The organism is Rhodohalobacter sp. 614A, assembly GCF_021462415.1.
GTDB lineage: Bacteria > Bacteroidota > Rhodothermia > Balneolales > Balneolaceae > Rhodohalobacter.
Map to the genome: position 1 here is coordinate 1067341 of NZ_JAKEDS010000002.1, position 25873 is coordinate 1093213.

Consider the following 25873-nt stretch of genomic DNA (forward strand, 5'->3'; position numbering starts at 1 on the left):
GATTTCCAATATGGCACGATCAGACCAAAACGAACATCATGTTACATCTTTGATAGTGGCACTTGGAGCCTCGGCGGGAGGATTAGAGGCTTTAAAATCCTTTTTGCAGGCACTGCCAAATAATAATGGAATGTCTTTCATTGTTGTACTTCATCTTTCTCCGGAAAAGAAAAGTAATCTTGCTCAGCTGCTACAGTCTAAAACGGAATTGACGGTTCAACAGGTTGCGGAAAAAACATCCATCGAACCCAACCACATCTACATTATCCCTCCCAATAAATTGCTACAGGTGGAAAAGAATAACCTGGTTCTTTCTGATTTCCAAAAAAGCCCGGGACTCAACACTATCAATCTTCTTTTCAAAACCCTGGCTGAAAGCAAGGGGGAAAAAGCGGTTGGCATTATTCTTTCTGGCAGTGGAAGTGACGGGACTGAAGGATTACAAGCTATAAAAAAACATGGCGGACTTGCTCTTGTGCAGAAACCAGACGAAGCTAAAAATGCAGGAATGCCAAAGAGCGCCATAAAAGCCGGTGAGGTAGATATGGTAATGTCTGTAAAAGAGATACCCGGTGAATTACTCCGATATCAAAAAACATATTCGAAGAAAACCGCTTCTGAGATTGATGAAGATGAACAAGAAGAGCTTCTCACTGAAATATTTGAGAGAATAAAATCAAGAACCGGCCATGATTTTAGCAACTACAGGCGTTCTTCCGTCTTACGGCGAATCGACCGGCGAGTGCGCATGGTGCATACATACTCGCTCTCTCAATATGTAGATTACCTGGATAAGAATCCTGAGGAAGCAGAAGAGCTTTTCAAAGATATGCTTATTGGGGTGACAAGTTTTTTCCGGGACAAAGATTCCTTCGAAGTTTTAAAAGAAACGGTTATACCCAAACTTTTCGAAAATAAAAACAAAGACCAGCACATTCGCGTGTGGGTTCCCGGATGTGCGACCGGAGAAGAAGCTTATTCCCTAGCCATGCTTCTGCTTGAACACGCTTCAGAAATTGATAATTACCCACAGATACAAATTTTTGCTTCAGATGTTGATGAAAATGCATTAAGCCGGGCCCGGGAAGGACGATATCCAAAATCCATTGAAGATTCTGTCCCCAAAGAGAGATTGCAACGATTTTTCCATCGCCATGAAGATGATTACCTGGTTGATAAAAAAATACGCGAGCTTATTCTTTTTGCTTCTCACGATTTACTCAGTAATGCTCCGTTCTCGAATCAGGATCTGATTGTTTGCCGAAACCTGTTGATCTATCTGAATAAAGATCTGCAATCTGAAATTTTTAACCTTTTTTATTATTCACTCCGGGAATCGGGGTATTTATTTTTAGGCCGATCTGATTCGCATATCGGTACCGAGGGACTCTTTCGCACACTCGACAGAAAGCATCACATTTATCAGCAGAAACCATCTGCAAGGTCACAATTAACACTTCCGACATTGCCGTTGTTGAACAGCAACCGGCGGATCTCAAACAGACCGGAAACTCCGCAGCAAAGGAAAAAACGTGTAAAAGAAATGCATTGGAGGTTGCTGGCAAAAATATATTCACCCCAAAGTGTTTTGATTGATGAAGATTACAACGTACTTCATGCCACAGAGGGAATTGAGGAATACTTAAAAACATCCGTATGGGATCCTTCTCTGAACATTCTGGAAATGGCAGAACCTCCGATACGTCAGGCTTTGAGAGGTATTCTCTTTCAACTCAAGGAAGAAACAGATGATGTCATCAAACAGAAAAAAGTACAGGTAAATGTAGATAGTGACTCTAAGCTGGAAATTTCTGCATCAACAGTTACTGACAGCAAGTATCACAACAAACTGATCAATATCGTTTTTAAGAAATCCAAAAATGCTTCTCAGTACATCCCGGAGAAGGATAAAGAGGAGATGGAAGAAAGCGATATTATCGATTCTCTCGAGAAAGAGCTGGAATATACAAAAGACCAACTCCGCGTTTCGATTGAAGAGTATGAAACAACCAACGAGGATTTAAGAAGCTCAAACGAGGAGCTTCAATCCATGAATGAAGAACTTCAATCCACCACTGAAGAGCTGGAAACCAGCCAGGAGGAATTGCAGTCTCTCAATGAAGAACTTCAAACCGTAAACGAAGAATTAGAGCATAAAGTTGAGCAACTAAGCCGTGCTCACAGCGATCTTGAAAACCTGATGGAAGCTACAGAGGTCGCCATTATTTTTGTCGACAGGCATATCAGAATTCAACGTTTCACCTCCACTTCCACAGAACTGTTCAATTTGATTGATTCGGACATTGGACGGCCTCTGTTTGATATTACAAACTCTCTGAATTACGATAGCCTTAAAGAGAATATTCAGTCGGTTCTCGATACTCATGTATGGATTCAGAAGCCCATTTCAACCTCGGATGATCGATCATTTATTATGCGGCTCCGCCCCTACGAATCCAGTGAAAATATAGTTGAAGGAGTTGTTATCACCTTTTCTGAGGTTACTGAATTAAGGAAGTCTGAAAAAGATCTGGAAAGAAAAGCCCGCCAGGAAGAAGCCTTGGCCAATTTAGGTATCTATGCCCTGGATGGACAAGAGGCGGAGGCAGTTGCTCACCGGGCCATACAGATTTGTTGTGAAATTTTGCACCTCGATTATTGTATGCTCTACGAATATAAATCGGATGAAAATCTGTTTTATCTGATCGAGTCTGCCGGGGAAGGTTTTGAGGACGATTGTCCCAAAGATTTAAACGTAGTAATAGAAGAGGAAAAAACCTGGGATATTGGATTTGTACTCAAACAGGAAAAATTTGAGGTAATCAAAGACTATAAAAAAGAACAGCGATTTCTAATCCCACCATTTCTTGAAAAACATAAAATTTCAAGTGGTGTTCATGTTTTGGTAGAATTGAAGGATAACATATTTGGAGTTTTAAGCGCTTATACCAAATCAGGAAGAGATTTTTCTGAACACGACATGAACTTTTTGCGCGTGGTTGCTAACCTGATCGGGGGATCTATTGAGAGAAACCGGGCCTATCTTAAACTTGAACAGGCCAACAAACAGTTGCAGCAAGAGATGAAACATACCCGGCAAATAAAGCGGGAAATCATCAATAACAATGTACTTGAGCGTTGGGAAATTGGTGGATACTTACACGATAATTTTGGACAGTTTCTTGCTTCTGTTAAAATTCTGGCCGATGAGATCAATTACAAAGTTTCAAATGACGATCAGAAAATCTCCGGAGAAGTAGATGAAATAAAAAGAATTATGGATGAGTGCATTATGGGCATTCGCGAAATAGTTCATGATATTATCCCCGTAGATGTTGAACAGGAAGGTGTTGCCCAGGCTTTTAAAGTAGTGATGGACCAGACCTCAAAAATGTATAATGTAAAAGGCTTGCTGAAAGATCCCGATAACATTTTAAACGAGATAAAAAACAGACGCGTAGCCACTCATCTCTATTATATTGTACAGGAAGCGTGTAAGAATGCGGCTACTCATGGAAAAGCCGACCAAATAACGATCCTGGCAAAAAGGGAAGGTGAGAATTTTCATTTACATATTAAAGATAATGGAGTTGGACTTGAAAACTCTAAGAATGGCAACGGAAAAGGTATCCGTATCATGAAACACCGTATGGATTTACTGGAAGGTTCGTTTGAAATGAAAAACTATTCTGAGCCAAATAATTCCGGAACTGTCGTAACATGTATACTGCCTTTTGAGAATTTAAAACGGGATGAGTAATTCATAATCAACATCTTTCCCGTTGATTACTACTTAAGACCGAATTCTCTGATAAATTCCCCAATATCTCTACCCATATATCTCCCATAAGGTTACAATCTTCTGCTACACAAGAGTAATACTTTTTGCTACAAACCTTCCGGACTCTACCACATATATTAACAATCGATATTTGAAAGGTATTACACTTCAGATATCATCATGTATTGATTGCTGAAGGCAGTTTCTCTGGTTTTATCGGGATGGATAAAATTGATACAAAGATGCTTTCAATCTTGATCCGGGTTAAAGCCTGGACAAGGTGGTTGTGATCCTAGTCAAGAGAGAGTGCTGATAAAGTGCCCGGCAGGTCCCCAAGCCCTGCCGGGGCTTTCAGTATTAGGTTGATACGAAAATTGACAAACCTTCCTTTAAACTCACTGTGAAACAGTTTATGGAACAATAAGAAGGATCAATGCCTAAAAAAAGGAAACCATCACTAAATCTTTTTCGACATGAATGACGATTTAAAAAAATTAACGATAGCCGGAGCTTCCGTACTTGTAGGTTATTCCTTAAAACAATTCGCTCGAAAAAAATGGATGAATGTTTATAATGAAGAACCACCTACAACTCACCCGTCTGAAGAAATTAACTGGAAAAAAGTAATTATTTGGAGTGTAATTACAGGAACGGCCATTAGCTCGGCCCAGCTCGCGACCAAACGGTATCTCACACTAAAGCTGGACTCATAAGACCGGGGCAGCATAAGTATGATTTTTAATATAAAACGGGCCACAAAAACTTGGTAGAAAAGCAACTTCATTACTCTAAATCCCGAAAATTTGCTGAATGGCTGGATAGCCATTTCACTATTCCGGGTACAAACATAAAATTTGGGATTGATCCTGTTCTCGGTTTGTTTTCCGGGATTGGCGATCTCGCAGGAGCTTCACTTTCCATCTATTTTATGTTTTATGCCACGCGGCTTGGCGCAGAATCGTCCATAATTTTGAGAATGTTTATGAATATTCTTGCCGACCTGACAATCGGCTCTATTCCCATTCTTGGAGATCTGTTTGATGTTGCCTGGAAAGCTAACCTCCGAAATGCCAAACTGCTCGAAAAACTTGAGCAAAATCCCGACAAGCTTGAAACAGAAAGTACGGTGCTGATGTGGGTCTTATTTATCGTATTGGTAGCTGTATTGATTGGTGTAATTGTAGCAGTTGCCTGGTTATTTGCAGAGGCCTGGCTGGCTCTTTTCGGATAATAAATATGTAAAAGGAACCTAAAGTCCGTTTTTGAGTCAAAAACAATAAATAAACCATTGTCATGATGAAGAAAATAATCAGTCGAACAACTACAGCTCTTTTGGTCGTTACTGCCTCTGTGATCTTTGTGCAATGTGGCAATCGACCGGATAATTCAAACGCTGAAGGTGAAAGAGATAGTTCAACTGTTTACCTGAATAACCAGAACACATCCTATATAAATGAACGCGAAGAATTAGTGTTGAATCTGGAAAATCTTAAAGCAAATCTTGACGGAAGGATTGAAAGTTTGGATTCAAGAATTGAAGATGCTGATGAAAGAACAGCTGAAGAATTGATTTCGATAAGAGACGGGTTAACCAAAGATCGTTCTGAAGTGCAAAGTACCATTGAAGGGCTTCACAATTCCAACCAAAATACCTGGAATAATGCAAAAGGTAAGGCAGAAAATCTGTATGAGAGAGTTTCATCAAAGCTTGAAAGATGGGATGAAACGCTTCAGAATCGTAATAGTGAATAATTAAGTTCAACTCTTAAAAAGTAGCATTCTTAATTTTAATCAAACACGGAGAACAGTATGAGATCTCTTCTATATATAATCGCGGTAATATTGGTAATTGGATGGTTAGTAGGATTTATTGGCTATTCGGCCGGAGGATTGATTCACATCCTTCTCGTCATTGCCATTATTGCAATTTTAATTGACCTCATCCGGGGACGACGACCTCTTTAGGATATCATTCAATTAGATAGATGATTCTTAAACAGGTCTGTAATTAATGAATAGGTGGATATTTGCGCTTTCAGTAGAGCTCGAATAATAAAAGCTTACAGAGAAGTAATCCATCCATTCATGAGTTAGGAAAGAAAGTCGTATTGAAGTCTTACTTACAAATTGATTTTGAAATAAGAGAATAAAACTAATAATCAAACATCAGAGCACCATGTTTTCTATAAATAAAAAAAGAACCCCCTCTATAGGGAAAGATAAATTTATTTTAACTGCCGTCGCAAGCGCCTTTGGTGGAGCTCTTGTGGGAATATTGTTTGCTCCTGAGAAAGGGACCACATTAAGAAAGGATATTTCTGATAAAAGAGATAAATATCTCAGAGATATCAGAAATAACGCTGGTGAATTGAGTCGGTATTTGAAAAATAATGCAGACTCTCTTCTTCAAAAAACCAGAAAAACGGTTTCGGATACTGAAGAAGAGTATACTGAATGGACAAAGCAGGAGCTTTATGACAGGGCAAAAGAGCTTGGAGTAGAAAGCTATTCCCAAATGAATAAAGCGGAACTTATCGAAGCTTTGGATAACCACTTGTAACAGCCACGTTCGGTACATTCTACCGAACGTGTGTCAATCTACATATTTCGCCGGTATTGTCCGCCCACTTCATAAAGCGCATGGGTAATCTCTCCAAGTGAAGCGACTTTCACGGTTTCCATGAGCTCTTTAAAGAGGTTTCCCTCCTCTCTCGCTACTTTTTTAAGTTTTAGCAGAGCTTCTTTTGATTTTTCACGGTTGCGGTTATGAAAACTTTCAAGGCTTTTGATCTGCTGATTTTTTTCCTCTTCCGTTGATCGAATCAATTCTATCTCTTTCTCATCTTCTGCAGAGACAGACTCACTTTGAAACGTATTGACTCCGATAATCGGCTTCTCTCCGGAATGTTTGAGGGATTCATAATGAAGGCTCTCCTCCTGAATTTTTCCACGCTGGTACATGCTTTCCATTGCGCCCAAAACACCTCCGCGTTCCGTAAGCCTGTCAAACTCGCTGAGGATGGCTTCTTCAACAAGGTCGGTCAGTTCTTCAATGATAAAAGATCCCTGTAACGGATTCTCGTTCATCGTCATACCCATCTCTTTATTGATGATTAATTGAATGGCCAAAGCACGACGCACGGATTCTTCTGTAGGAGTTGTTATAGCCTCATCATAAGCATTGGTGTGCAATGAGTTACAGTTATCATATACAGCCATTAGAGCCTGTAAAGTTGTGCGAATATCGTTGAATTGAATTTCCTTCGCATGAAGAGAACGGCCGCTGGTTTGAATGTGATATTTCAGCTTTTGTGACCGTTCATTCGCACTGTATTTGTTCTTCATCGCAATAGCCCAAATCCGTCGGGCTACACGTCCGATCACGGCATATTCCGGATCAAGTCCGTTACTGAAGAAGAACGAAAGATTATGAGCAAAATCGTCGATATTCAGTCCTCTGGAGAGATAGTACTCCACGTAGGTGAAACCATTGGCGAGAGTAAATGCGGCCTGAGTCACAGGATTTGCACCAGCCTCGGCAATATGATAGCCTGAAATAGAAACAGAGTAATAATTTCTGACTTTGTGCTCGGTAAAATAACTCTGAACATCACCCATCATTTTCAGGGCAAATTCGGTTGAAAAAATACAGGTGTTTTGAGCCTGATCTTCTTTGAGAATATCTGCCTGAACTGTTCCCCGTACCACTTTCAACGTATCATTCTTGATGCGTTCATAAGTTTTGGCATCTACAAACTGATCTCCGCTAACCCCAAGCAATCCCAAACCGAAGCCCTCATTTGTCGCTGGCAACTCATTATTATATTGCGGTTGCGGGATATCATTTTCTACAAAATATTCGCGAATTTTTTTCTGAACCGAGCCCCATTCGCCCTGCTCTTTTAAATATCGCTCAACTTCCTGATCGATGGCTGTATTCATATACATTGCCAAAATCATTGGTGCAGGACCGTTGATCGTCATCGATACGGATGTTTTTGGTGATGTCAGCTCAAAACCGGAATAGAGTTTTTTCATATCGTCCAGCGTACAAATACTCACGCCGGAATTCCCGATTTTTCCATAAATATCAGGACGATGAGCGGGATCTTCACCATATAACGTCACGGAATCAAAAGCTGTGGAAAGTCGTTTTGCCGGCATTCCTTCACTCACGTAATGAAACCTGCGGTTTGTTCTTTCAGGCGTACCTTCTCCGGCGAACATTCGGGTTGGATCCTCTCCTTCTCGCTTGAATGGAAATACTCCAGCAGTAAAAGGAAAATATCCTGGCAGATTCTCTTTTAGGGCAAATCTTAGCCGATCCCCAAGATTTTTTGTTTTTGGAAGTGAAATCCTCGGGACTTTTGTCCCACTCAGCGACTCTCGTTTCAGCTTATTGTGAATTTCTTTCCCACGAATTTCTACCGTAAACTCATCACCGGAATATTGTTCGTAAAGCTGATTCCATCCATCCAGGATTTTTTTAGGAAGTGGATCTAACTGTTCGGTCCAATAATTCTCCATTTCCCCCAGACGGGACAATAACTTCTCTTCATCATCAGGTTTCCAGCTTTTTATTTGATCAAGCGTTCCCCTCACCTGGGCCAGTTTGGAAGCGATGTCCACCTGTTCTTCAGCCCATTGGTGATAACTTTCGATGGTTTCTGAAATCTCCGAGAGATAACGTTGTCGCCGGCCGGGAATAATTGCCTGGGTTTGTAAATCTTCAGCTGGTTCGGTGTTTTTGTATAACTGTGGATTCCAATCCAGGGGAAAACGATCTTTAACAAGCTCTGCAATTTTGGCAAACAATCGGTGAATTCCTTCATCATTGAACTGTGCGGCGATGGTTGGATATACCGGCATTTTTTCCGGTTTCACATGCCATTCACCCCGATTTCTTTGCATCTGTTTTCTGATATCCCGCAATGCATCCAGAGAACCTTTCTTGTCGAATTTATTGAGCACAACAACCTCGGCCACATCCAACATATTAATTTTTTCAAGCTGAGTGGCAGCTCCGTACTCGTGGGTCATTACATAAATTGGCAGATCGCACACTTCAAGAATTTCCGTTCCACTCTGCCCGATACCACTTGTCTCCACAATTATCAAATCGAAACCTGCGGCTTTATATACTTCAATGGCTCCTTTTACCGCGTCACTGATAGATTTGTTGGAAGCTCGAGTAGCCATGCTTCTCATAAACACTCGTGGAGTATCAATACTGTTCATTCGAATTCGATCTCCCAACAGTGCGCCACCCGTTCTGATTTTTGAAGGATCAACGGAAATCACTCCAATCGTCAACTCTTCAAACTCAGTTAAAAATCGGCGGATGATTTCATCGGTAAGAGAGCTCTTCCCCGCCCCGCCGGTTCCGGTAATTCCAAGAACCGGAATCGTTTTATCAGATTTCTGAACATTTTGGTCTCCATTCAGAACCAGATCGGATCCGTTGTAAAGCGCCAGCTGATTCACACGGTTTTCCAGCGCGGTAATGATTCTCGAAAGGGTGTTCAAATCCACATCATACAATTTCTGAAGATTGACTTCCGATCCCTCAGTCGTATCAAAATCACAGGCTTCCATCATATAATTGATCATACCCTGCAAGCCCATCTGGCTCCCATCATCAACAGAAAAAATCCTGGCCACGCCATAATCATGAAGATCTCTGATTTCTTCCTCTGTAATCACTCCGCCACCACCGCCAAACACTCTAATTTGTGAAGCGTTGTTTTCCTCCAAAAGGTCAATCATATATTTGAAATACTCACTATGCCCTCCCTGGTAAGAACTGATAGCAATGCCTTGCGCATCTTCTTGAATAGCACACTGCACAATTTCATGAACTGACCGGTTATGCCCGAGGTGAATTACTTCTGCACCTGTTGCCTGCAAAATTCGCCGCATAATATTGATGCTGGCGTCATGACCATCAAAAAGACTGGCGGCTGTGATGAAACGAACTTTATATGTGGGCTCGTATTTCGTGGGCATTCCCTGTCCGTTTGCAGAAGCTGATTTTGTGGATTTCTTTCCTTTTATCGTCGATGAGTCAGACATATTTTAAATCTATTCCTTTTCGGGGGGAAGTTCTTCTTTGTTTTCCGGTTCCAGGTAACTGATGGTTCTCTGGGGAAACGGGATCACGATGCCTTCCTTGTCAAAACGTTTTTTAATGCTCTCAAGTACATCGCAATACATTCTAAAGCCATTTGGGGGAGAATCCGCCCAGGCCCAGGCCCTCATGTTTACAGCCGAATCACCTAACAGAGTAACTCTTACACTAACTCTCGGCTCACCTTTTAGGGTGTCTTCCATCGTTCGGTTATCAATATTAAGTGGATGATTTTCAATCTCTTCCGTCATTATTTTTCGTGCCAGATCTATATCAGATCCGTAACTGATGCCGATATCCACAAATTTACAAACCTTCGTATCCTCAAAATTTGAGTTAATCAGTAGTTGATTACTGATAATAGAGTTTGGAATAATAATTCGCTGATTTTCGAAATTCCTGATGACCGTATGCCTCAGCCCAATGTCTTCAACAACTCCCGACAGGCCATCCGGAAAAGAGATTCTGTCGTTAATTTTGTATGGCTTGGAAATCACAATAAAAAAACCACTGATGATATTTCCCAACGATTGCTGAGAGGCAAAACCAACAGCAATGGCCAAAATTCCGGCACCGGCCACCAACGACTGTGCAATCGGTTTGAGAAAAGGGACATTCCATATCGCGAAACTTATTCCAACGGCATAAATAATGGCTGAAATGGAATTTCCAATAAACTTATAGGTTGTAAGATGTTCATCACTCTCTTTTTCACTTCTGTCCAGGACTTTCTTGTACACGCTGTTTACAACCCTGGCAAGAATGAACGTGATGGTAAGAATAAAGATAATTTTTAAGGCCAGATCATACGTATTAATGAACTCCATTACTTGATCGTGCATATTATTGGCGGTTAGGATTATCGTTCATTTCCCCTGGTTCTGGTAATTCGATATTGGTTGAATCCGTTGCTGTTGTATCAGGTTTCGGCCGGTATGAAATCGTCACCTCAGATGTAAATCCTTCTCGTACCGGGATATTATTTCTCAGTCCATACGGCTCAGGAGCCGAAAATGGAATTACCGTTCCGGGGTTCCACCGGCCGTTGCCATCCACATCCTCAAATATCTTCATCTGGTATGTTAATGGCGGCAAATTATCAATAAAAATGAAATTGGTAAACGTTGTATCCACACGGATGCTTTCAGCTTCATCAGTTATTGTTAAATACGATATCGTTGTGGAATCACTGTTCTCAACGGTTAACTCAATTCCTCCAAGCTGATTTCTCTGCCAGATGTCGGGTTCAATTAACTCGCGTTCTTCTGTCCAGGGATCCCAAATCCTGAACTGATAACGGATGCCGGGCTCCCACGTTTCTTTTGGCAGAATTCTGAGAATGTGATTATCCACTTCAAGCGGCTGCCATTCCGTTTGCGCCACATCGCCTTCTAGAACAATCAAAGAGTCCACAACGGAATCATCATTAATAAACCGTGAGTATGTAACTTCAAGAGGCTCATCGGGGAAAAGCCCGCTTCCCGAATTATGAGAGATTGTTTGGAGTGCGGTTGTATCCTCTTGAGCTGAACCAATAAACGGTGAAATATCAATCTCAAGCGGATTATCGGCATTATCTGTGATGTTGTTTGCTTCAATCAAAAAATCCATAGAATCAGGAAGTGCATCAATTGTTTGAGCGAACAGCACCGTGGCGTCTTGATCTGATGTGTACAAAGGAACAGCTCTGGTAAATTCATTGCCAAGCGTGTCGGTAAGAATAAATTCCGACCTTTCATTGATTATGACTTCTTCTGAAAGACGAATACGAAGGCGGGTTCCCGACAATAGTCCCACACCATCCAATGTTGGAGCCACCGTATCCGGCATGCTGATGTAAAGAGTCCCAATGTTCAGCGAATCGTCTTGCGCAAGTGCATAGGTCTCTTGATGAAATGGTTGGGCCGATTCTCTTCCCTGCTCCCAGATACGAGTTTGATTGAGATCATTCACATAAAAAATCTTGTACGTATTCTCACTGAGATAACCAAAATGTACACTCCCGGATGTATCTGTTTCTGCCACATATCGTGCGCGTTGAGTAAGATCAAATGGTTCGGCATAGAGAAAAACCCGTTGTCCGCTTTCTCCTCTTCCTGTCTGAGCATTTAAAAGCCGTGCCGATATACTTGCGTCATCCAGAACATCGCCGGTACTCAAAGCAAGATCAAAAGGTGCATCCATTTCGTTCCGGTCTGTATCGGTAACATCCGTACCCAGTTTTACAATAATGGTTGTGTTTTCAGGTAATGGAGATAGAAATTCAACCGTGGCTTTTTTCCTTCCGAAATCCACTTCATACTGAATTCCCAAATCGGGTTGAATGCTCACATTTTGCCGGAAAGAATTACGGTCGATAAATTGATCAAAAGAAAAGGATACTTTATTTCCATCGAAGTTCGTGGTGCCGTTCTCGGGATTTGTTCCTACTATTTTGGGTCCCCGTTCATCCGGTTCTCCCCCGGTTGGTCCCATAGGAGTGGCACAACTTTTGAATAAAAAGACGACCAAGATCAATAAAAGGATGTAAAAAAACTTCTTCAATGCAGCAAATGAATGGGTTAAAATCAATCGTTCAAAATATAAGTAAAATACAGACCCTTACAGAAATACAAGTTTAAGTTTCAAGTCGTTGTCCGATCGTTGTAAACAAAGTGTATTGAGTACTCATAATCTATCTTATTTTTAGGGATATGAATACTTCACTCCGCCCGCAATGATGGTTTTTACATTCGGCGACCTCAATCTTCCTGCATGTATCTTGTTATTCCTTTCGTTATTTTCTGTTCTGAATATTCAACTCAATATAAAATATGTATATAGACAATCCGGCGTCCTATACGGATTATTACGAACTCACCATGGCCCAAGGCTACTATTTAGCCGGAATGCATGACAAACGTGCCAGTTTTGATTACTTCTTTCGAAAGAACCCATTTGATAACGGATACGTGGTTTTTGCCGGCCTGAAGGAATTAATTGATACTCTGAAACATATCCGGTTCAGTGAAGAAGAATTGGGCTACTTGGAAGATGAAGGATTTGATAAGGACTTTATCGGATATCTGAAAGAGTTTAAATTCAGCGGAAATATCTGGTCGGTTAAAGAGGGTGAAATTGTTTTTCCCAATGAACCTATCGTTATTGTGGAAGGAAATTTACTGGAAACACAGCTCATTGAAACGCTTCTCCTGAATGTGCTGAACTTCCAGTCGTTGATTGCAACAAAAGCAGCTCGTATCAAATTTGCTGCTGGTCAAGATTCTACAATTCTTGATTTTGGCCTCCGACGAGCCCAGGGACTGGCGGGAATTCATGCCACAAGAGCCGCTATGATCGGCGGATTCGACGGCACATCCAATGTGTACTCGGCACAACGCTTTTCCGTTCCAGCCGGCGGAACAATGGCGCACTCCTGGATTCAGTCATTTGAAGATGAGCTAACAGCTTTCCGGGTCTACGCCAATCACTATCCGGATAATACCGTACTTCTTGTAGATACTTACGACACCCTTGGAAGCGGCGTCCCCAATGCCATTAAAGTGGCCAGCGAACTAAGAAACGAAGGCCATGAGCTGAGAGGAATCCGGTTGGATAGCGGCGACCTCGCTTACTTTTCAAAACAGGCCCGAAAAATGCTGGACGATGCCGGATTTCAGGATGTAAAAATCGCCGCATCCAATCAGCTGGATGAACGGGTCATTTCAAGTCTTCGATCTCAGAATGCGCCTATCGACATTTTTGGAGTTGGGACAAGACTTGTTACGGGCGATAACTCTCCCGCCCTTGACGGAGTTTATAAACTGGGTTCAATTGGTGGAAAACCCACTTTAAAAATTTCAGAAAACATTGAGAAAATTACTCTTCCGGGACATAAAAAAATCTATCGTTACCTGAATGATGATGGCAGTTTTTATGGTGATGCCATTTTGCTTGAGAAGGAAAATCTCCTGGAACGCATGCACCATCCCACATTTCCCGCAAAAAAAAGCCATTTGAATGGCAGAAAATTTGAGGAACTGTTGATACCAGTCATTAAAGAAGGCGAAGTGATTACTGAGCTCCCGACTGTCAAAGAAATTTCTGCCTATAGAAAAGAACGATTTGGCAAACTCAACCCGGAGTTTAAACGTTTTGATAATCCCCATATCTACAAAGTGGGCATCAGTACAAGGCTGATGGAAACACGCGATAATCTTTTGAATCTTTTAAAACCGTAATCTCATGAAAACACTTCTGATTGTAGATCTTCAGAATGATTTTTGTCCCGGAGGAACGCTTGCCGTTCCAGAGGGAGATGAAATTGTTCCGACAATCAACAAATTGATCAATGTTTTTGATATCGTCATCCAAACGCAGGATTGGCATCCCGCAGACCACTCATCCTTTGCTTCTTCCCATGAAGGAAAGGATCCTTACGATACCATTGCCATAGATTACGGAGAGCAGGTTCTGTGGCCAGATCATTGTGTTCAGGGTTCGATGGGTGCAGAGTTTCATCCTGATTTGAATCCTTTGAAAACGCAGGTCATCATCCGGAAAGGATTTCGAAAAGCCATTGATTCCTACTCCACTTTCTTTGAAAACGACCAAAAAACATCCACCGGGCTGACGGGTTACCTCAAAGAGCGTGGCATCACGGATTTGTATACGGTTGGTTTGGCCACCGATTTTTGTGTAAAATGGTCTGTACTTGATGGAATTGATGAAGGTTTCAACATGTATATCGTGGAAGATGCTGTAAAAGGAATTGACCTGAATGGTTCTCTCGAATTAGCCTGGAAAGAAATGAAAGAAAAAGGCGTCAATGTAACATCCTCACAAAAACTTCTGTAGTGGCTGGCTCAGTTCACGTTGACGGAATTATTCTTGGTGCCGGAATCACTGGCCTCTCTTGTGCCGAAGCACTTCTTCAAAAAAGAAAAACCTGTGTGGTTTTGGATCCGAATGAGATTGGTTACGGTGCTTCTTGCTCTCCTGGAATGCTTGTGAACCCGGCTACAGGACGCCGTGCCCGAAAAGCATGGAAAGCTAAAAAATGTTTCAACCTGATTTCAGATGTATTGCATCGTGTCCAGGCAGAATTTGGCCAGACCATATTTGAAACGAGCGGAGTTATTCGGCCTGCACTCACTAAAAAACTCTCCAAAAATTTCGAACAGTCCCCGGGAAAATATGAATGGCCGGATGGATGGATTGAATGGCTTCCGAAAGATGAATTCTCAAAACAATTCCCGGTCTTTAAAAATCATTTTGGCGGATTATTTGTGAGAAATGCAATGACCGTCAACGGAAATCTTTTCATCAAAGCTTTTGCTGAATATCTCGACCGGCGGGACATCCATATACTTTCAGGTATAAATTATGATCTTCAACAGTTTCGAAAAAAATGGGAGGCAAATTTAGCAAATAGCCAAACGTATGAAGCTGATTTTGTAATTGATGCAACGGGCTATCAGCAGGTTAAATCTGAGGAGTGGAATATGGTGCCGTTACATCCGGTCAAAGGTCAAACAGCCACCTTCTTTTTTGATGAACCTCTCCCCTTCAAAACCTCCGTCTCCAGCCTTGGCTATATGGCTTTCATCAAAGATCAACCCAATCAAATTACAGTTGGAAGCACGTACGAACATAATTTCACCCATCTGAAACCGGATGAAAACGGATTAAACTACCTGAAGAAAAAACTGGACACCACTTTTCCCGGTTTGATTGACAAAAGCATTTCGATTGAACAGTGGTCTGGCGTGAGAGTCAGCATTCAGGATAAGAAACCGGTGATCGGACCTCATCCCGATAAAAAAGGATTATATATGATTGGAGCGCTGGGATCAAAAGGATTATTGATGGGCCGATTTATGGCAGACACTTTGGTTGAACATATCCTGAACGGGAGTTCAATTGAAAAAACTATTTCGATTGAAAGGTTTCTCTGAAACTCACCTCAAGATTGAATTGATTCGCTTTGTTTTATCAACCTGAGAATCAATTAGCAGAAGAAACGTTCAGGCCTTTACCAGGTGTAATGATGAGATCAAATGATGAAAGAATGGCCCCGATCTGATCCGTTTTTGTTAAGACCTGATCATTGTACCATTTATAACTTAATTCGGCATCCGAGTACGGCTCAGAAATCAATTTTTCCATTTTCATTCGGATTAATTCACGACCAAGATCTTCACTGGTTAATTCAGTCATTCCATCCAATTCAAGCCAGCCGACAATTAAATGCCGGAACGTACCAAAATCGGCTGAAGCCGGAGCATCCGGAAAAGCTGCTTTCAACTCCTCAATTGCCTGTTCGGTTTTATCGGACTGTTGATAAACAAACCAGTGTGCCTGTTCGTGTAGAAAAACCGAAAGCTGAGCCTCATCATTATCCAGATACTCGGTATTGAGTGTTAAGATCGGATGGCTGTGAGGGTCCACTCCTGATTCGATCTGAATCTCATTGGTGAATATCCAGGGATCTAATTTATACCGGGATAATATTCGCCTTAACTGCTCCCGTGCTTCTTCTTTTTTCTGTTCTGTAAAGATGATCTCAGTTTCTGTTCCCTCATTTTGGGCTTGCAGATAGGAATCCGGATATATTCCACTTATGGCCCAAAAAGTTAGTGCGGCAATAAAAATTTTAATCATTGTAAATAAATTACTTAGAAAACGATGAACAGTTATCAGAACGCTTCATTCTAAAACAGAAGCCGCTTCAAAATCAAATTAATGGCAATGACCGTGAGCTTCTGACCATGATGTTCCCGGAGGACAGTCCTGCGTGTTTCCTCCGCCAGATAAGGAGAGAAAAACAAAAACCAGTCCCAGGACAATAGCTATTCCGAGCCCGATCATTCCCATCTTGGATGATACGCCTGAACTGTCTTTACCCATGTGACAATTTTTGTACTTCTTCCCGCTACCGCAGGGACAAGGATCGTTTCGGTGTGGTTTTGTTGACATAAATTCTGCTTGAATTAGTTTGCTATATATCTATTATACAACTTTTTTTACTCCGAATACCAATCCTTCAACTTCACCTCAACATCCACATTTGCGGCATCTACTAAATTTTTAAATTCATTGATATCCTGTCCACGGTGGTGGTATGGGTAGACAATTGCCGGTTGGAATTCAATAACGGCATCAGCAGCTTGATTGACGTCCATCGTGTAAGGCAGGTTCATGCAAACAAAAGCAATATCAATTCCTTCAAGAGATCTCATTTCAGGAATATCTTCCGTATCGCCGGAAAGGTAAACCGTTTTCCCTCCAAAATTGATGATGTAACCGTTGCCTCTCCCCTTTACGTGGCGTGAATCAGGATCATCTACTGGAAGGTTGTACATTGGAATAGCAGAAACCGGAAGTCCCATCACTTCTGCAGATTCACCGTTTCCGATAATAATCGTCTCGGCACCTGTAACTTCCATCTGGTCAGCCACAGCCTGCGGAACAACAAACGTGGTGTTTTCGGTATCCAGTGCAGTCAGGGTTTCGGGATTCAGATGGTCACCATGAATATCAGTGATAAAAATGATGTCCGGGGCATCCAAATCAGAAAAAAGTTCGGCACCTCCAAACGGATCCACAAAAATGGTCTTTCCATCAAATGTAAATGCAACTGTTCCGTGGTTAATCGGGTAGACGGTCAGGGCGCCATTTTCTGTGTCGTAAGTATCCGGAGTGGATGATAATTGGGCAAAAGCTGAAAAGGTGGAGAGTGCTAAAATCAGGATAGTAAAAAGTATATTCTTCATGATGCCGGGATTGTCCATTAATTGCAATTGACTTCAACTGTGATACCGTACCAATTTAATAGCCTTGGGAGATTTAGCAAAATTATGTGGTTATCCAGGAAGAATGATTAGCAAAAAGGCAATTAAATGGAGTGCAAGCTGAAAAAAATCACCGAAGCTCTTCAAATTGAGGGATCGTTTCCAGGAAGTAAATCATCTTCTCTTCAGCTTTCTGAATTGCTGCAGCAATTTTTTTTTCATCAATCTTGATTTGCCTGATCTTCTCATCAGATTGCAAAGCCAGGTATTTCTGAGCATTTCTTCGAAGTTCAAAACCAGTTCTCTTGATCTGATCCATTGCTTTCTCTTCGGGAAAAAAAATCCTGAAATTATAATGTGGGGCCACATGATAGTGGCCATCGTCTTTTCCGAAACAATCAAACTTCATGATCTCCTTACCCCGTGATTTAAGAATAAGTGCCGGCCCTTTGCCGATCTTCAGAATTTTCCAATAAACCTCAAATTTCAGATCCGCTTGAATCGGGATTATTTCAACGTCTTTTCTCACTGATTTTTTCTGCCCATTTTTGGCTTTCCGAAGCCCGACTTTCTTTAGCACTTTTTTTGCGAGAGTTTTTATTCCAGATCTGCTCATAATAGTGTAAGCTAATAGACTGGTTCATGGACAATACTTCTCTTTTGTTTGAATATAGGAATGAGATTCTATTTTTCCGCCTTTATCGTGGGAAAGAATTATTCCTGTTCTTTCTTTATTGAAAAATCATGATTACTGAACACATCCGATAAAATTGATTGTTCAATAAAACTTCGCTGACTTGATTTGACCGGTACACGAATCACCAGGTGAATTTCTCCGGCTGTTGGAACCTGAACAGTCACCCGTGGATCAGCCGTTGGCACATCCAGTCCTTTTTCCTGGCTTAAATATTCCATATGCATTCTCACCTCTTTTAAATAAGGTTTGCAATACTTGTTTGCCGATTTCAGGAAGGCTTCCTGGGCAGCACGCCAGTTTTCATCACGTTTGAAAGGAACTGTAAACACATGCAGCACAAAATCATGCGTATAGCTTTCGTTGATAACGGGTTCGGATACAAACATGGCATTGGGGATGACGGTCATCCGTCCGGTACGCTGATGGGTGAGCTTACCCGGACCAACTTCAAGAATAGTCGTTGCCAAAATGTTTTGGTCAATCACATCACCCCGAAAATCCTTGATTTGAATTCGATCGCCAATATTAAAAGAACGGGCCCCGGTTTTTAAAATGGATCCGGTCACGCACATAATCAGTTCTTTCGTAGCTACTACAAAGGCTACGGCGATGGCTACAACCGAAAGAGCGAGTGTGCGAAGTTCTTCACCCCAGATAAAAATCAGCCCGAATATTAATACCAAAATCATGGCATTCCGGGTTTGGACCAGCCATCGTCTCTGGAGTTCTTTTGATCGTACTTTCTTTCTGATAAACCTTGATGCAATAGAACGCAGAGCGATTACAAACAATATAAGAATTGCTGTTTCCAGCAGTAGTGTCAGCATCGTTTCAGAAATGGCCAGTTGATCCTGCAAGGGTGTTAAACCATCGAACATTTAAAAATGAGAAGAGATTTTACGGGATACTTCGCTTGACCTGTTGAAACGGCTTTTAAATACGGTTCAAGGAAGATTTCGAATTTGCGGAGAGGGAGGGATTCGAACCCTCGATACCCCTTTCAGGGTATACTCCCTTAGCAGGGGAGCGCTTTCGACCACTCAGCCACCTCTCCGAACGGTCAAATTATGACTCTTAAAGAGCATCCAATATAGGAACCTTTTATATGCCTTTGCAACCCGGGATTTGAATTTATTTCTAATTCTCTTCTTTTTCCTGGAGAATATAAATCTGTGCTAAATTCCTGCCTTCCTGGGCATAATCAAGGCCGTATCCCAGAACAAACAGATCCGGAATTTTAAAACCGACGTAATCAATTTGAACATTGTATTTGGTTGCGTCCGATTTGTGCAGCATCGTTATCACCGAAAGCGAAGCCGGTTTCAACTCGCCTACTTTGTCTACAAGATATTTCATCGATAAACCGGTATCTACAATATCTTCCACCAAAATTACGTGGCGTCCTTTCAAATTCGCATCAATCTCTTTCAATTGTTTTACCTGTCCGGATGATACTTTTTCATCGCCGTAACTGCTCAACTTCAAAAAATCCACTTCGCAGGGTATGGTTACGTAACGCATCAAATCAGCCAGAAAAATATATGCACCGTTCAAAACTCCAATAAAGATGGGCTTCTTGTCTTTAAACTCGTGGCTCAATTGATCACCCAGTTGCCGGATTCGCTGCTGTATTTCTTCGTGAGTGAGATACACACGAAATTTTTCTCCATTGATATTTACATATTCCGGTTGATACAAATCCATGTCAGTCAACTTTTCTGATTTTTAAGGTTTGTGTGGTTGATGAAGTACAGCGAACGGTTTCGGAAATGGTTCCTATGGCGTTCGATTTTAAGTTAGCCGGAAATATAAGAGCACAAATTGTGCCATCAAAAGATTCCAACACAAGCGCATCCTTCTTCAAGTCCGAAGGAATTTTTCGATTTGTTAAATGATCGGAGACCAGTTGAGTGCCCCCCATTCCAAATGGCTGAAAACGATCGCCCGATTTCCAATATCTCAGGGTTAAGGGAAATGCTATTTGATTGATATCGAGGTATAGAATTTTATTATAAAATTGTTCCGAAATCTCTTCTTTATAAAAGGCAAACCCATTGATTTCCAGAGAGTTACCTATCTGATCCTCATAAATTTTATAATGGATTTTCTCAGGAGATGAATCATCTACAATTTTAAAAACCGTTCGATCTCGCTGAATAAAATGCTCACCAGAAATTTGGAGTTTTTGCCCGCTTTCCAAATGATACAGTTCGTCCAAATTCTCCAAAAAACCAAGACTCACCTCTGCATCAATCTCACACTCTTTGATAAATTCAAGTAGAATTGACGGCTGAATATCCTGCGGAAGATCCAGAAATTTTTTACGGTTTAATTGCTTCTTCCCTTCCCTTGTTTGATTTAACATCCAACCGACCATTGCAAAAAATTCATTCGATCGATCGGTAACTCTTAGCAAGTTATTTTTCCATCCCGGGAATAGACGATTCAGATCAGGGAACCAATGATTTCGTATAAAATTACGTGCATAGGTCGATTCTTCATTCGTTCTGTCGATGCGATAGGGAATATTAAACTCCTCGACGAAATCCATAATTTCCGCCTTTGAAATATTCAACAACGGACGAAATAAAACTCCGTCTATCACTTCCATGCCCCTCCAGGAAGCAAGGCCGGCTCCCCTCAAAATTTTTTGGAGAATTGTTTCAAGCTGATCATCCTGGTGATGAGCCGTGAGAACAAGACCGGCCTCAAGTTCATTTCTGAGCTCTTCAAAAGCTACATAACGTCGATACCGGGCCCAATCCTGGAAATTTTTACCAACAGCTTCCATCTTAGAATCAAACCGGAGCGACACACATTCCATGCCCCAATGCATACAAATGTCTTCCACAAGTTTCTGATCGTTGTCTGACGCCTCACCGCGCAGCTGGTAATTGCAGTGTACAACAATTGTTTCTACATCAAACCGATGCAACAGATAGAGCATCGCCATCGAGTCCGGTCCGCCACTAACCCCGGCAATGACACGGCTATTGGGTTGAGACAGATGGACCTGCTTCTGTTGCTGAAATTCCTTCGCTATCGGGGATGATTCGAACTTGCTCATATGTGAATGTATTGACATCCAACTGCTGATTCAACATCATTAACTCTCCATTCGAGTTTATCCCGATAAATTTGAATTTTTGATTGGGGATAACTCCATTGATGCTTACCTGAACCCATTCTCCATAACCAACAAGCTTTTTACTGATGTCTTTTTTTAGAGTTTCATCTCGTTTGTACCACCGTTGATAGATATTTTCCATTCCGAGTAAGAGCTCATTCAAAAGTTCTTCTCTGGAAAGTGTGGAATCCGATACTTCATTGAATGAAATCGCAGTTTCTTTCACACCATTACTAAAATGACTCTGTCCCACATTCAAACCAAAACCAATCAAAACGCGATCGGTTCTGGAGCCATTAAAAATACATTCTGTAAGTACGCCTCCCAGTTTCTTTCCATCTACGAGAATATCGTTTGGCCATTTAAGACAAACCTGTTTAGACTCTGATATGTGAGGTTCTAAAGTCTTTGTAATGGAATATGCAATACCAATAGAAAGCAGGTTTAGCCGCTCTTTTACATTTGGCCGAAATGCGACCGTAAATGTAAGATTTTTAAAGGGTTCAGCCTCCCACTTTCGCTCGTATTGTCCCCGCCCTTTCAACTGATGGTCAGCCAAAACGACTGTTCCGTGGGATAAATCGGAAGAGGGAATTCCTTTCAAGTAAGAATTGGTGGAATCTGTTTTTTCGAGGTAGATAAATTCACTTCCCAACCAGGAAGTCTGAAGTATATGACGAAACTGATCTACATCGAATTTTTTGGACATGAGTTTACTTTCCTACTTCCACAACGCTGTCTTCACTTCCAAAATCATTGGCAACATATTTGTCAGCGGCATCGTCATTTTCCCACTTTTCACCGTCAATTAAATATTTAAAACGGTATTCATTTTCTGGTTTCAGCCGCAGGGTTACTTCCCATTTATCCTTCTTTTTTTTAAGGCTGTCTGATTCCTTGTCCCAGTCATTAAAATCGCCTACAAGTTGAACACTATTTTCAGCCCACTCTACTGGGATTGAAAATGTTACCTTACAAATTGTTCTCTTTGGTGTAAAAGTCTTTTTTAACATGATCGTTGGATTGCTATTTGAAATTTAACACACAGAAACTACCTAATAATCTTATGATATAAAATGTTTATGAGTTTATTATTATGTTAAAAATGTTATTAAACTTTATTTATTTAAAATAAAATGGTTTTATAGCAAAAGTATTAGAGATGGGAGCGTTTCCCGTCTTAACAAAAAAGTTTAAACCACTGATAAAGCTTAAGATCATCGGAATTTCAAAAAATTGCTAATCAATAAAGTGCCCTCCAACCTTCCAGTAGTTCATAGACCTGATCCAATTCTTCAGTTTCTAAAATTTTATCGGAAAGATCCTTCATCTCCTTATAAGTATGGCTACAAAGCACAGATTTAACAGCAGGAATAGAACCGGTATTCATACTCAAATCATTAATCCCCATACCAAGAAGGCAAGCGGCAGCTTCTGGTTTCGATGCCATTTCCCCACAGACTGTAACCGGAATATTATGCTTATCGGCTGATTCTTTAGTGATTTTTATCAGTCTCCAGATAGCCGGGTGAAAACTGTCAAACAGATGTGAAATCTTCTCATTTCCACGATCTACGGCAAGAGTATACTGGGTTAAATCATTCGTACCGATACTAAAAAAATCCACATACTTGGCTACAAACTCAGACATCAGAGCAATACTTGGCACCTCAACCATCACTCCAATAGAAATATTCTCATCAAAGGGAATATCCTGACGAGCAAGGTTTTTCATTACATTCGTACAAATTTCTTTCACCGACCGGATCTCATCGATTCTAGACACCATCGGTATCAAAATTTTTACTTTCCCAGAAAAATGACCAGATACTCGGTAGATTGCTTCCAGTTGATTTCTCAGTAATTTTCTTTTGTCTAACAACATTCGAACTCCCCGCCAGCCGAGGAACGGATTGTCTTCAAATGAGGAATCATCAAGAATTTTGTCGCCCCCGGCATCGAACAAGCGAATGGTTACAGAGTTTTGACCGGCAGCCTCCAATACTTTTCCATAAAACTCGACCTGCTGCTCTACATTAAATTTTTCCGAATCAAACAGAACCGTTTCTGTTCTCAATAGCCCGATTCCTTTAGCTCCGTGTGTATTTAATCTGGGTAATTCTTCGAGGAATTCAATATTTGCACGAAGTGTAAATTGTGAGCCGCATTCCGTTTTATCAGGTTTATTAGCCCATTCAAGAGCTTTTTCAAAACGTTTTTGCTCGTCCTCTCTACGGCGTTTATACTGCTCTTTCTGCTTCCAGGTGGGATTGATTATCACCTGACCCGTGGTTCCGTCAATAATTACATCGCTGCCGTCATAGATGTTATATCGGTTCCAGTGGACATTAATCACACAGGGAATTCCCAAAGATTGCGACAAAATTACGGCGTGTGAAGTAAGCCCGCCCTTTTCCATCACAATTCCTGCAATATTAATCCGGCTCAGATAAACCATCGCCGTCGGTGAGATTTCTTCAGCAAAGACGATTTCTCCTTTTTTTACGGCGTACCCCTTTTTCTTCTCTTTGGTAGCTCGTATTAATTCATCCCGGACCGAAACAATGTCGATGGTGCGGTCTTTGGCCCATGCAGAACCTGAATTTTCCATCAACTGAATGTAATCGTTAAACGTGCTGAAGATGGCATATTCAACCGCAAATTGATCTTTCTCGATCTTTGATTTTACTGAGGAAGTTACTTCGGGATCATAAAGTGTTTGAATTTGAGCATCAATAATCTCTTCAAGCTCTTCATCCTCAGGAATATATTTCAGCTTCTCATACTCACTGCTCACCAGCTCTCTCGCCTTTTCGAATTTGCCGATGTGCTTTTCGATATCCGATTCAGCAATTTTTTCGGGGTGAACAGCACTGCTTTCATCACGGAGTGTCCACACTTTGCCTATCCCGATTCCGTGAGCTGCTGGGCGACCTGAAAATACTTTTGTGTGGAAATCCTTCATGATCAGGATGCCATGTTGAACTTATTTTCGAATAATTCGGCTATCTTTTCCAGGGCTTCTTTTTCATCTGGTCCCTCCAGAATAAGCTCCATTTCTGCCCCCGATTCTGCTGCGAGAGTCATAACACCCAGGATACTTTTTCCATTAACTTTGTATCCGTACATCTTTATAAAAAAATCAGATTTAAACCTGGAAGCGGTCTTTACTAAAACAGAGGCAGGACGCGCATGTAAACCGGATTCGTTTTTAACAACTACTTTTTTAGAAACCATAGATTTTAAGAGAAGATAAAACAATATGATTGATAACCTTAACTGAAGATATGAAAAACAAAGTATCGTTTTAGAACATAGATAAAGATTATCAAAGAAAGTTTTAAAAACTTAATCGAAATCGAATTTGGATGCCGTACTTTGAACGACATCCTTTAATTCTTGATGAGGTTTAAAGCGAATTGATTTAGAAAATCCAGAGCAGAACGGAATTGAGCGCAGAAATAATGATACTGTAAATAACAGCCCACCAGAAACTTTTGATGGTAAGCCCGTCAACCATTTTATCAATAATCATCAAAATCCAGGCATTGATAACCAGCACAAAAAGCCCGAGTGTTAGAACGGTGAGCGGCAACGTTAATAATACAATGAGTGGTTTGATAAACATATTAATCAAACCAAGCAGAATCGCAACACCGATGGCCGTCCAAAAACTTTTAATTTTAACGCCGTCAAGGATATAGGCTCCCAGAAAAACAACAATGCTATTAATGAGCAATATTTTTAACATAGGTATGATGATTAAATGGAGGTTTCACTTCAATACGAATCAAACCAAATAAAGTTTAGTTATGCAGTTGATTTATGCCCAGAGTTTGGATGACCTTTCCTCTATGGATCTTTACATGATGCTCAAGCTCAGACAGGATATTTTCATTATTGAACAAGATTGTATCTATAATGACCTGGATAATTATGATCCACTTTGCGAACACTTGCTACTGAAAGATGGAACCAATGTTGTCGCCTGCGCACGAATCGTGCCGGAAAATACAAAGTTTAATCAGCCTTCGATTGGCAGAGTTGCCGTACATAAAGAATACCGCCGGCAGGGTCTTGGCAAAGAAATGATGCTAAAGGCGCTGGAAGTCCTTTCTAAAAAAAATATCGATACTGTAATTATCGAAGCCCAGAGTTACCTGTTGGCATTTTATGAATCTTTAGGATTTCACAAAATAAGTGAAGCTTATACAGTAGATGGCATTTCACATCATAAAATGATCTATCGGTATTAAACACCGATTTTGTCAATCTGACCTCATCTACAAAAAAAATCACACAATACCAGAAATCAGTAGTCCCAAGCTTTTCCAGTAATGTTGATATAAAGAATGGTTATCCTGTAAAA

General features: G+C 41.0%; 25 protein-coding genes and 1 tRNA gene. 10 read left to right on the forward strand and 16 right to left on the reverse strand.

Annotated elements, in window-relative coordinates:
• The first annotated feature begins 10 nt into the window (after nucleotides 1-10).
• The 6 genes from L0B18_RS13355 to L0B18_RS13380 all read left to right on the forward strand — a co-directional run bounded on the left by L0B18_RS13355 (nucleotide 11) and on the right by L0B18_RS13380 (nucleotide 6341).
• Nucleotides 11-3760, forward strand: coding sequence for a chemotaxis protein CheB (locus L0B18_RS13355; RefSeq protein WP_234572288.1), 3750 nt, complete (start codon nucleotides 11-13; stop codon nucleotides 3758-3760).
• Between the two features lie 494 nt (nucleotides 3761-4254).
• Nucleotides 4255-4494 (forward strand): DUF4235 domain-containing protein, encoded by a 240-nt coding sequence (locus tag L0B18_RS13360; protein WP_234572289.1) that lies wholly within the window; start codon nucleotides 4255-4257, stop codon nucleotides 4492-4494.
• 50 nt (nucleotides 4495-4544) lie between these two features.
• Nucleotides 4545-5012, forward strand: coding sequence for a DUF4112 domain-containing protein (locus tag L0B18_RS13365; protein ID WP_234572290.1), 468 nt, complete (start codon nucleotides 4545-4547; stop codon nucleotides 5010-5012).
• 62 nt (nucleotides 5013-5074) lie between these two features.
• Nucleotides 5075-5533, forward strand: a complete 459-nt coding sequence (locus tag L0B18_RS13370; protein WP_234572291.1) for a hypothetical protein — start codon at nucleotides 5075-5077, stop codon at nucleotides 5531-5533.
• 57 nt (nucleotides 5534-5590) lie between these two features.
• Nucleotides 5591-5746 carry a lmo0937 family membrane protein gene (locus L0B18_RS13375; RefSeq protein WP_234572292.1) on the forward strand — a complete coding sequence of 52 codons (156 nt, stop codon included), beginning with the start codon at nucleotides 5591-5593 and terminating at the stop codon, nucleotides 5744-5746.
• Between the two features lie 211 nt (nucleotides 5747-5957).
• On the forward strand, nucleotides 5958-6341 hold the full coding sequence (locus L0B18_RS13380) for a YtxH domain-containing protein (RefSeq protein ID WP_234572293.1): 384 nt from the start codon (nucleotides 5958-5960) through the stop codon (nucleotides 6339-6341).
• Between the two features lie 38 nt (nucleotides 6342-6379).
• On the opposite strand, the gene L0B18_RS13385 is transcribed toward L0B18_RS13380, so the two are convergent.
• The 3 genes from L0B18_RS13385 to L0B18_RS13395 form a co-directional block, all read right to left on the reverse strand.
• Nucleotides 6380-9787: a methylmalonyl-CoA mutase family protein gene (locus L0B18_RS13385; RefSeq protein WP_370647589.1), complete on the reverse strand. Its 3408-nt coding sequence runs from the start codon at nucleotides 9785-9787 to the stop codon at nucleotides 6380-6382.
• Nucleotides 9788-9862: 75 nt separating this feature from the next.
• A complete protein-coding gene (locus L0B18_RS13390; protein WP_234572295.1) occupies nucleotides 9863-10750 on the reverse strand; it encodes a mechanosensitive ion channel family protein in 888 nt (295 codons plus the stop codon).
• Between the two features lies 1 nt (nucleotide 10751).
• On the reverse strand, nucleotides 10752-12383 hold the full coding sequence (locus tag L0B18_RS13395; protein WP_234572296.1) for an Ig-like domain-containing protein: 1632 nt from the start codon (nucleotides 12381-12383) through the stop codon (nucleotides 10752-10754).
• A 338-nt stretch (nucleotides 12384-12721) separates the two neighbouring features.
• On the opposite strand from L0B18_RS13395, the gene L0B18_RS13400 reads away from it, so the two are divergent.
• The 3 genes from L0B18_RS13400 to L0B18_RS13410 are packed head-to-tail and all read left to right on the forward strand — an operon-like array spanning nucleotide 12722 to nucleotide 15844.
• On the forward strand, nucleotides 12722-14128 hold the full coding sequence (locus tag L0B18_RS13400) for a nicotinate phosphoribosyltransferase (protein WP_234572297.1): 1407 nt from the start codon (nucleotides 12722-12724) through the stop codon (nucleotides 14126-14128).
• Nucleotides 14129-14132: 4 nt separating this feature from the next.
• Nucleotides 14133-14744: a bifunctional nicotinamidase/pyrazinamidase gene (pncA, locus tag L0B18_RS13405; RefSeq protein ID WP_234572298.1), complete on the forward strand. Its 612-nt coding sequence runs from the start codon at nucleotides 14133-14135 to the stop codon at nucleotides 14742-14744.
• Nucleotides 14744-15844 (forward strand): NAD(P)/FAD-dependent oxidoreductase, encoded by a 1101-nt coding sequence (locus tag L0B18_RS13410; RefSeq protein WP_234572299.1) that lies wholly within the window; start codon nucleotides 14744-14746, stop codon nucleotides 15842-15844. Before pncA ends, L0B18_RS13410 begins: the two co-directional genes overlap by 1 nt.
• A 49-nt stretch (nucleotides 15845-15893) precedes the next feature.
• Here L0B18_RS13410 and L0B18_RS13415 read toward each other — a convergent pair whose 3' ends face one another.
• From L0B18_RS13415 to L0B18_RS13475, 13 genes are all read right to left on the reverse strand, one after another.
• On the reverse strand, nucleotides 15894-16550 hold the full coding sequence (locus L0B18_RS13415; RefSeq protein ID WP_234572300.1) for a hypothetical protein: 657 nt from the start codon (nucleotides 16548-16550) through the stop codon (nucleotides 15894-15896).
• A gap of 78 nt (nucleotides 16551-16628) precedes the next feature.
• A complete protein-coding gene (locus L0B18_RS13420; RefSeq protein ID WP_255695642.1) occupies nucleotides 16629-16865 on the reverse strand; it encodes an SEC-C metal-binding domain-containing protein in 237 nt (78 codons plus the stop codon).
• 47 nt (nucleotides 16866-16912) lie between these two features.
• Nucleotides 16913-17662 (reverse strand): MBL fold metallo-hydrolase, encoded by a 750-nt coding sequence (locus tag L0B18_RS13425; protein WP_234572302.1) that lies wholly within the window; start codon nucleotides 17660-17662, stop codon nucleotides 16913-16915.
• A 148-nt stretch (nucleotides 17663-17810) separates the two neighbouring features.
• Complete coding sequence (locus tag L0B18_RS13430; RefSeq protein WP_234572303.1) at nucleotides 17811-18296, reverse strand: DUF7700 domain-containing protein; 486 nt, start codon at nucleotides 18294-18296, stop codon at nucleotides 17811-17813.
• A 98-nt stretch (nucleotides 18297-18394) separates the two neighbouring features.
• Nucleotides 18395-19255, reverse strand: coding sequence for a mechanosensitive ion channel domain-containing protein (locus L0B18_RS13435; protein WP_234572304.1), 861 nt, complete (start codon nucleotides 19253-19255; stop codon nucleotides 18395-18397).
• A gap of 87 nt (nucleotides 19256-19342) precedes the next feature.
• A tRNA-Ser gene (locus L0B18_RS13440) sits at nucleotides 19343-19431 on the reverse strand.
• An 83-nt stretch (nucleotides 19432-19514) separates the two neighbouring features.
• Nucleotides 19515-20081 (reverse strand): hypoxanthine phosphoribosyltransferase, encoded by a 567-nt coding sequence (gene hpt, locus L0B18_RS13445; RefSeq protein ID WP_234572305.1) that lies wholly within the window; start codon nucleotides 20079-20081, stop codon nucleotides 19515-19517.
• A gap of 1 nt (nucleotide 20082) precedes the next feature.
• Entirely contained in the window at nucleotides 20083-21444 is a 1362-nt protein-coding gene (gene tilS, locus L0B18_RS13450; RefSeq protein ID WP_234572306.1) for a tRNA lysidine(34) synthetase TilS, read from the reverse strand.
• Nucleotides 21368-22213: a biotin--[acetyl-CoA-carboxylase] ligase gene (locus tag L0B18_RS13455; protein ID WP_234572307.1), complete on the reverse strand. Its 846-nt coding sequence runs from the start codon at nucleotides 22211-22213 to the stop codon at nucleotides 21368-21370. The genes tilS and L0B18_RS13455 overlap by 77 nt, the downstream gene beginning before the upstream one ends.
• A 4-nt stretch (nucleotides 22214-22217) precedes the next feature.
• On the reverse strand, nucleotides 22218-22517 hold the full coding sequence (locus L0B18_RS13460; protein ID WP_234572308.1) for an isoamylase early set domain-containing protein: 300 nt from the start codon (nucleotides 22515-22517) through the stop codon (nucleotides 22218-22220).
• A 230-nt stretch (nucleotides 22518-22747) separates the two neighbouring features.
• The gene (ptsP, locus tag L0B18_RS13465) at nucleotides 22748-24469 is read right to left on the reverse strand and encodes a phosphoenolpyruvate--protein phosphotransferase (protein WP_234572309.1); all 1722 of its coding nucleotides are present in this window, start codon (nucleotides 24467-24469) and stop codon (nucleotides 22748-22750) included.
• 2 nt (nucleotides 24470-24471) lie between these two features.
• Nucleotides 24472-24741 carry an HPr family phosphocarrier protein gene (locus L0B18_RS13470; RefSeq protein ID WP_234572310.1) on the reverse strand — a complete coding sequence of 90 codons (270 nt, stop codon included), beginning with the start codon at nucleotides 24739-24741 and terminating at the stop codon, nucleotides 24472-24474.
• Between the two features lie 187 nt (nucleotides 24742-24928).
• A complete protein-coding gene (locus L0B18_RS13475; protein WP_234572311.1) occupies nucleotides 24929-25255 on the reverse strand; it encodes a phage holin family protein in 327 nt (108 codons plus the stop codon).
• Between the two features lie 61 nt (nucleotides 25256-25316).
• On the opposite strand from L0B18_RS13475, the gene L0B18_RS13480 reads away from it, so the two are divergent.
• The gene (locus tag L0B18_RS13480; protein WP_234572312.1) at nucleotides 25317-25760 is read left to right on the forward strand and encodes a GNAT family N-acetyltransferase; all 444 of its coding nucleotides are present in this window, start codon (nucleotides 25317-25319) and stop codon (nucleotides 25758-25760) included.
• Nucleotides 25761-25873: the final 113 nt, after the last annotated feature.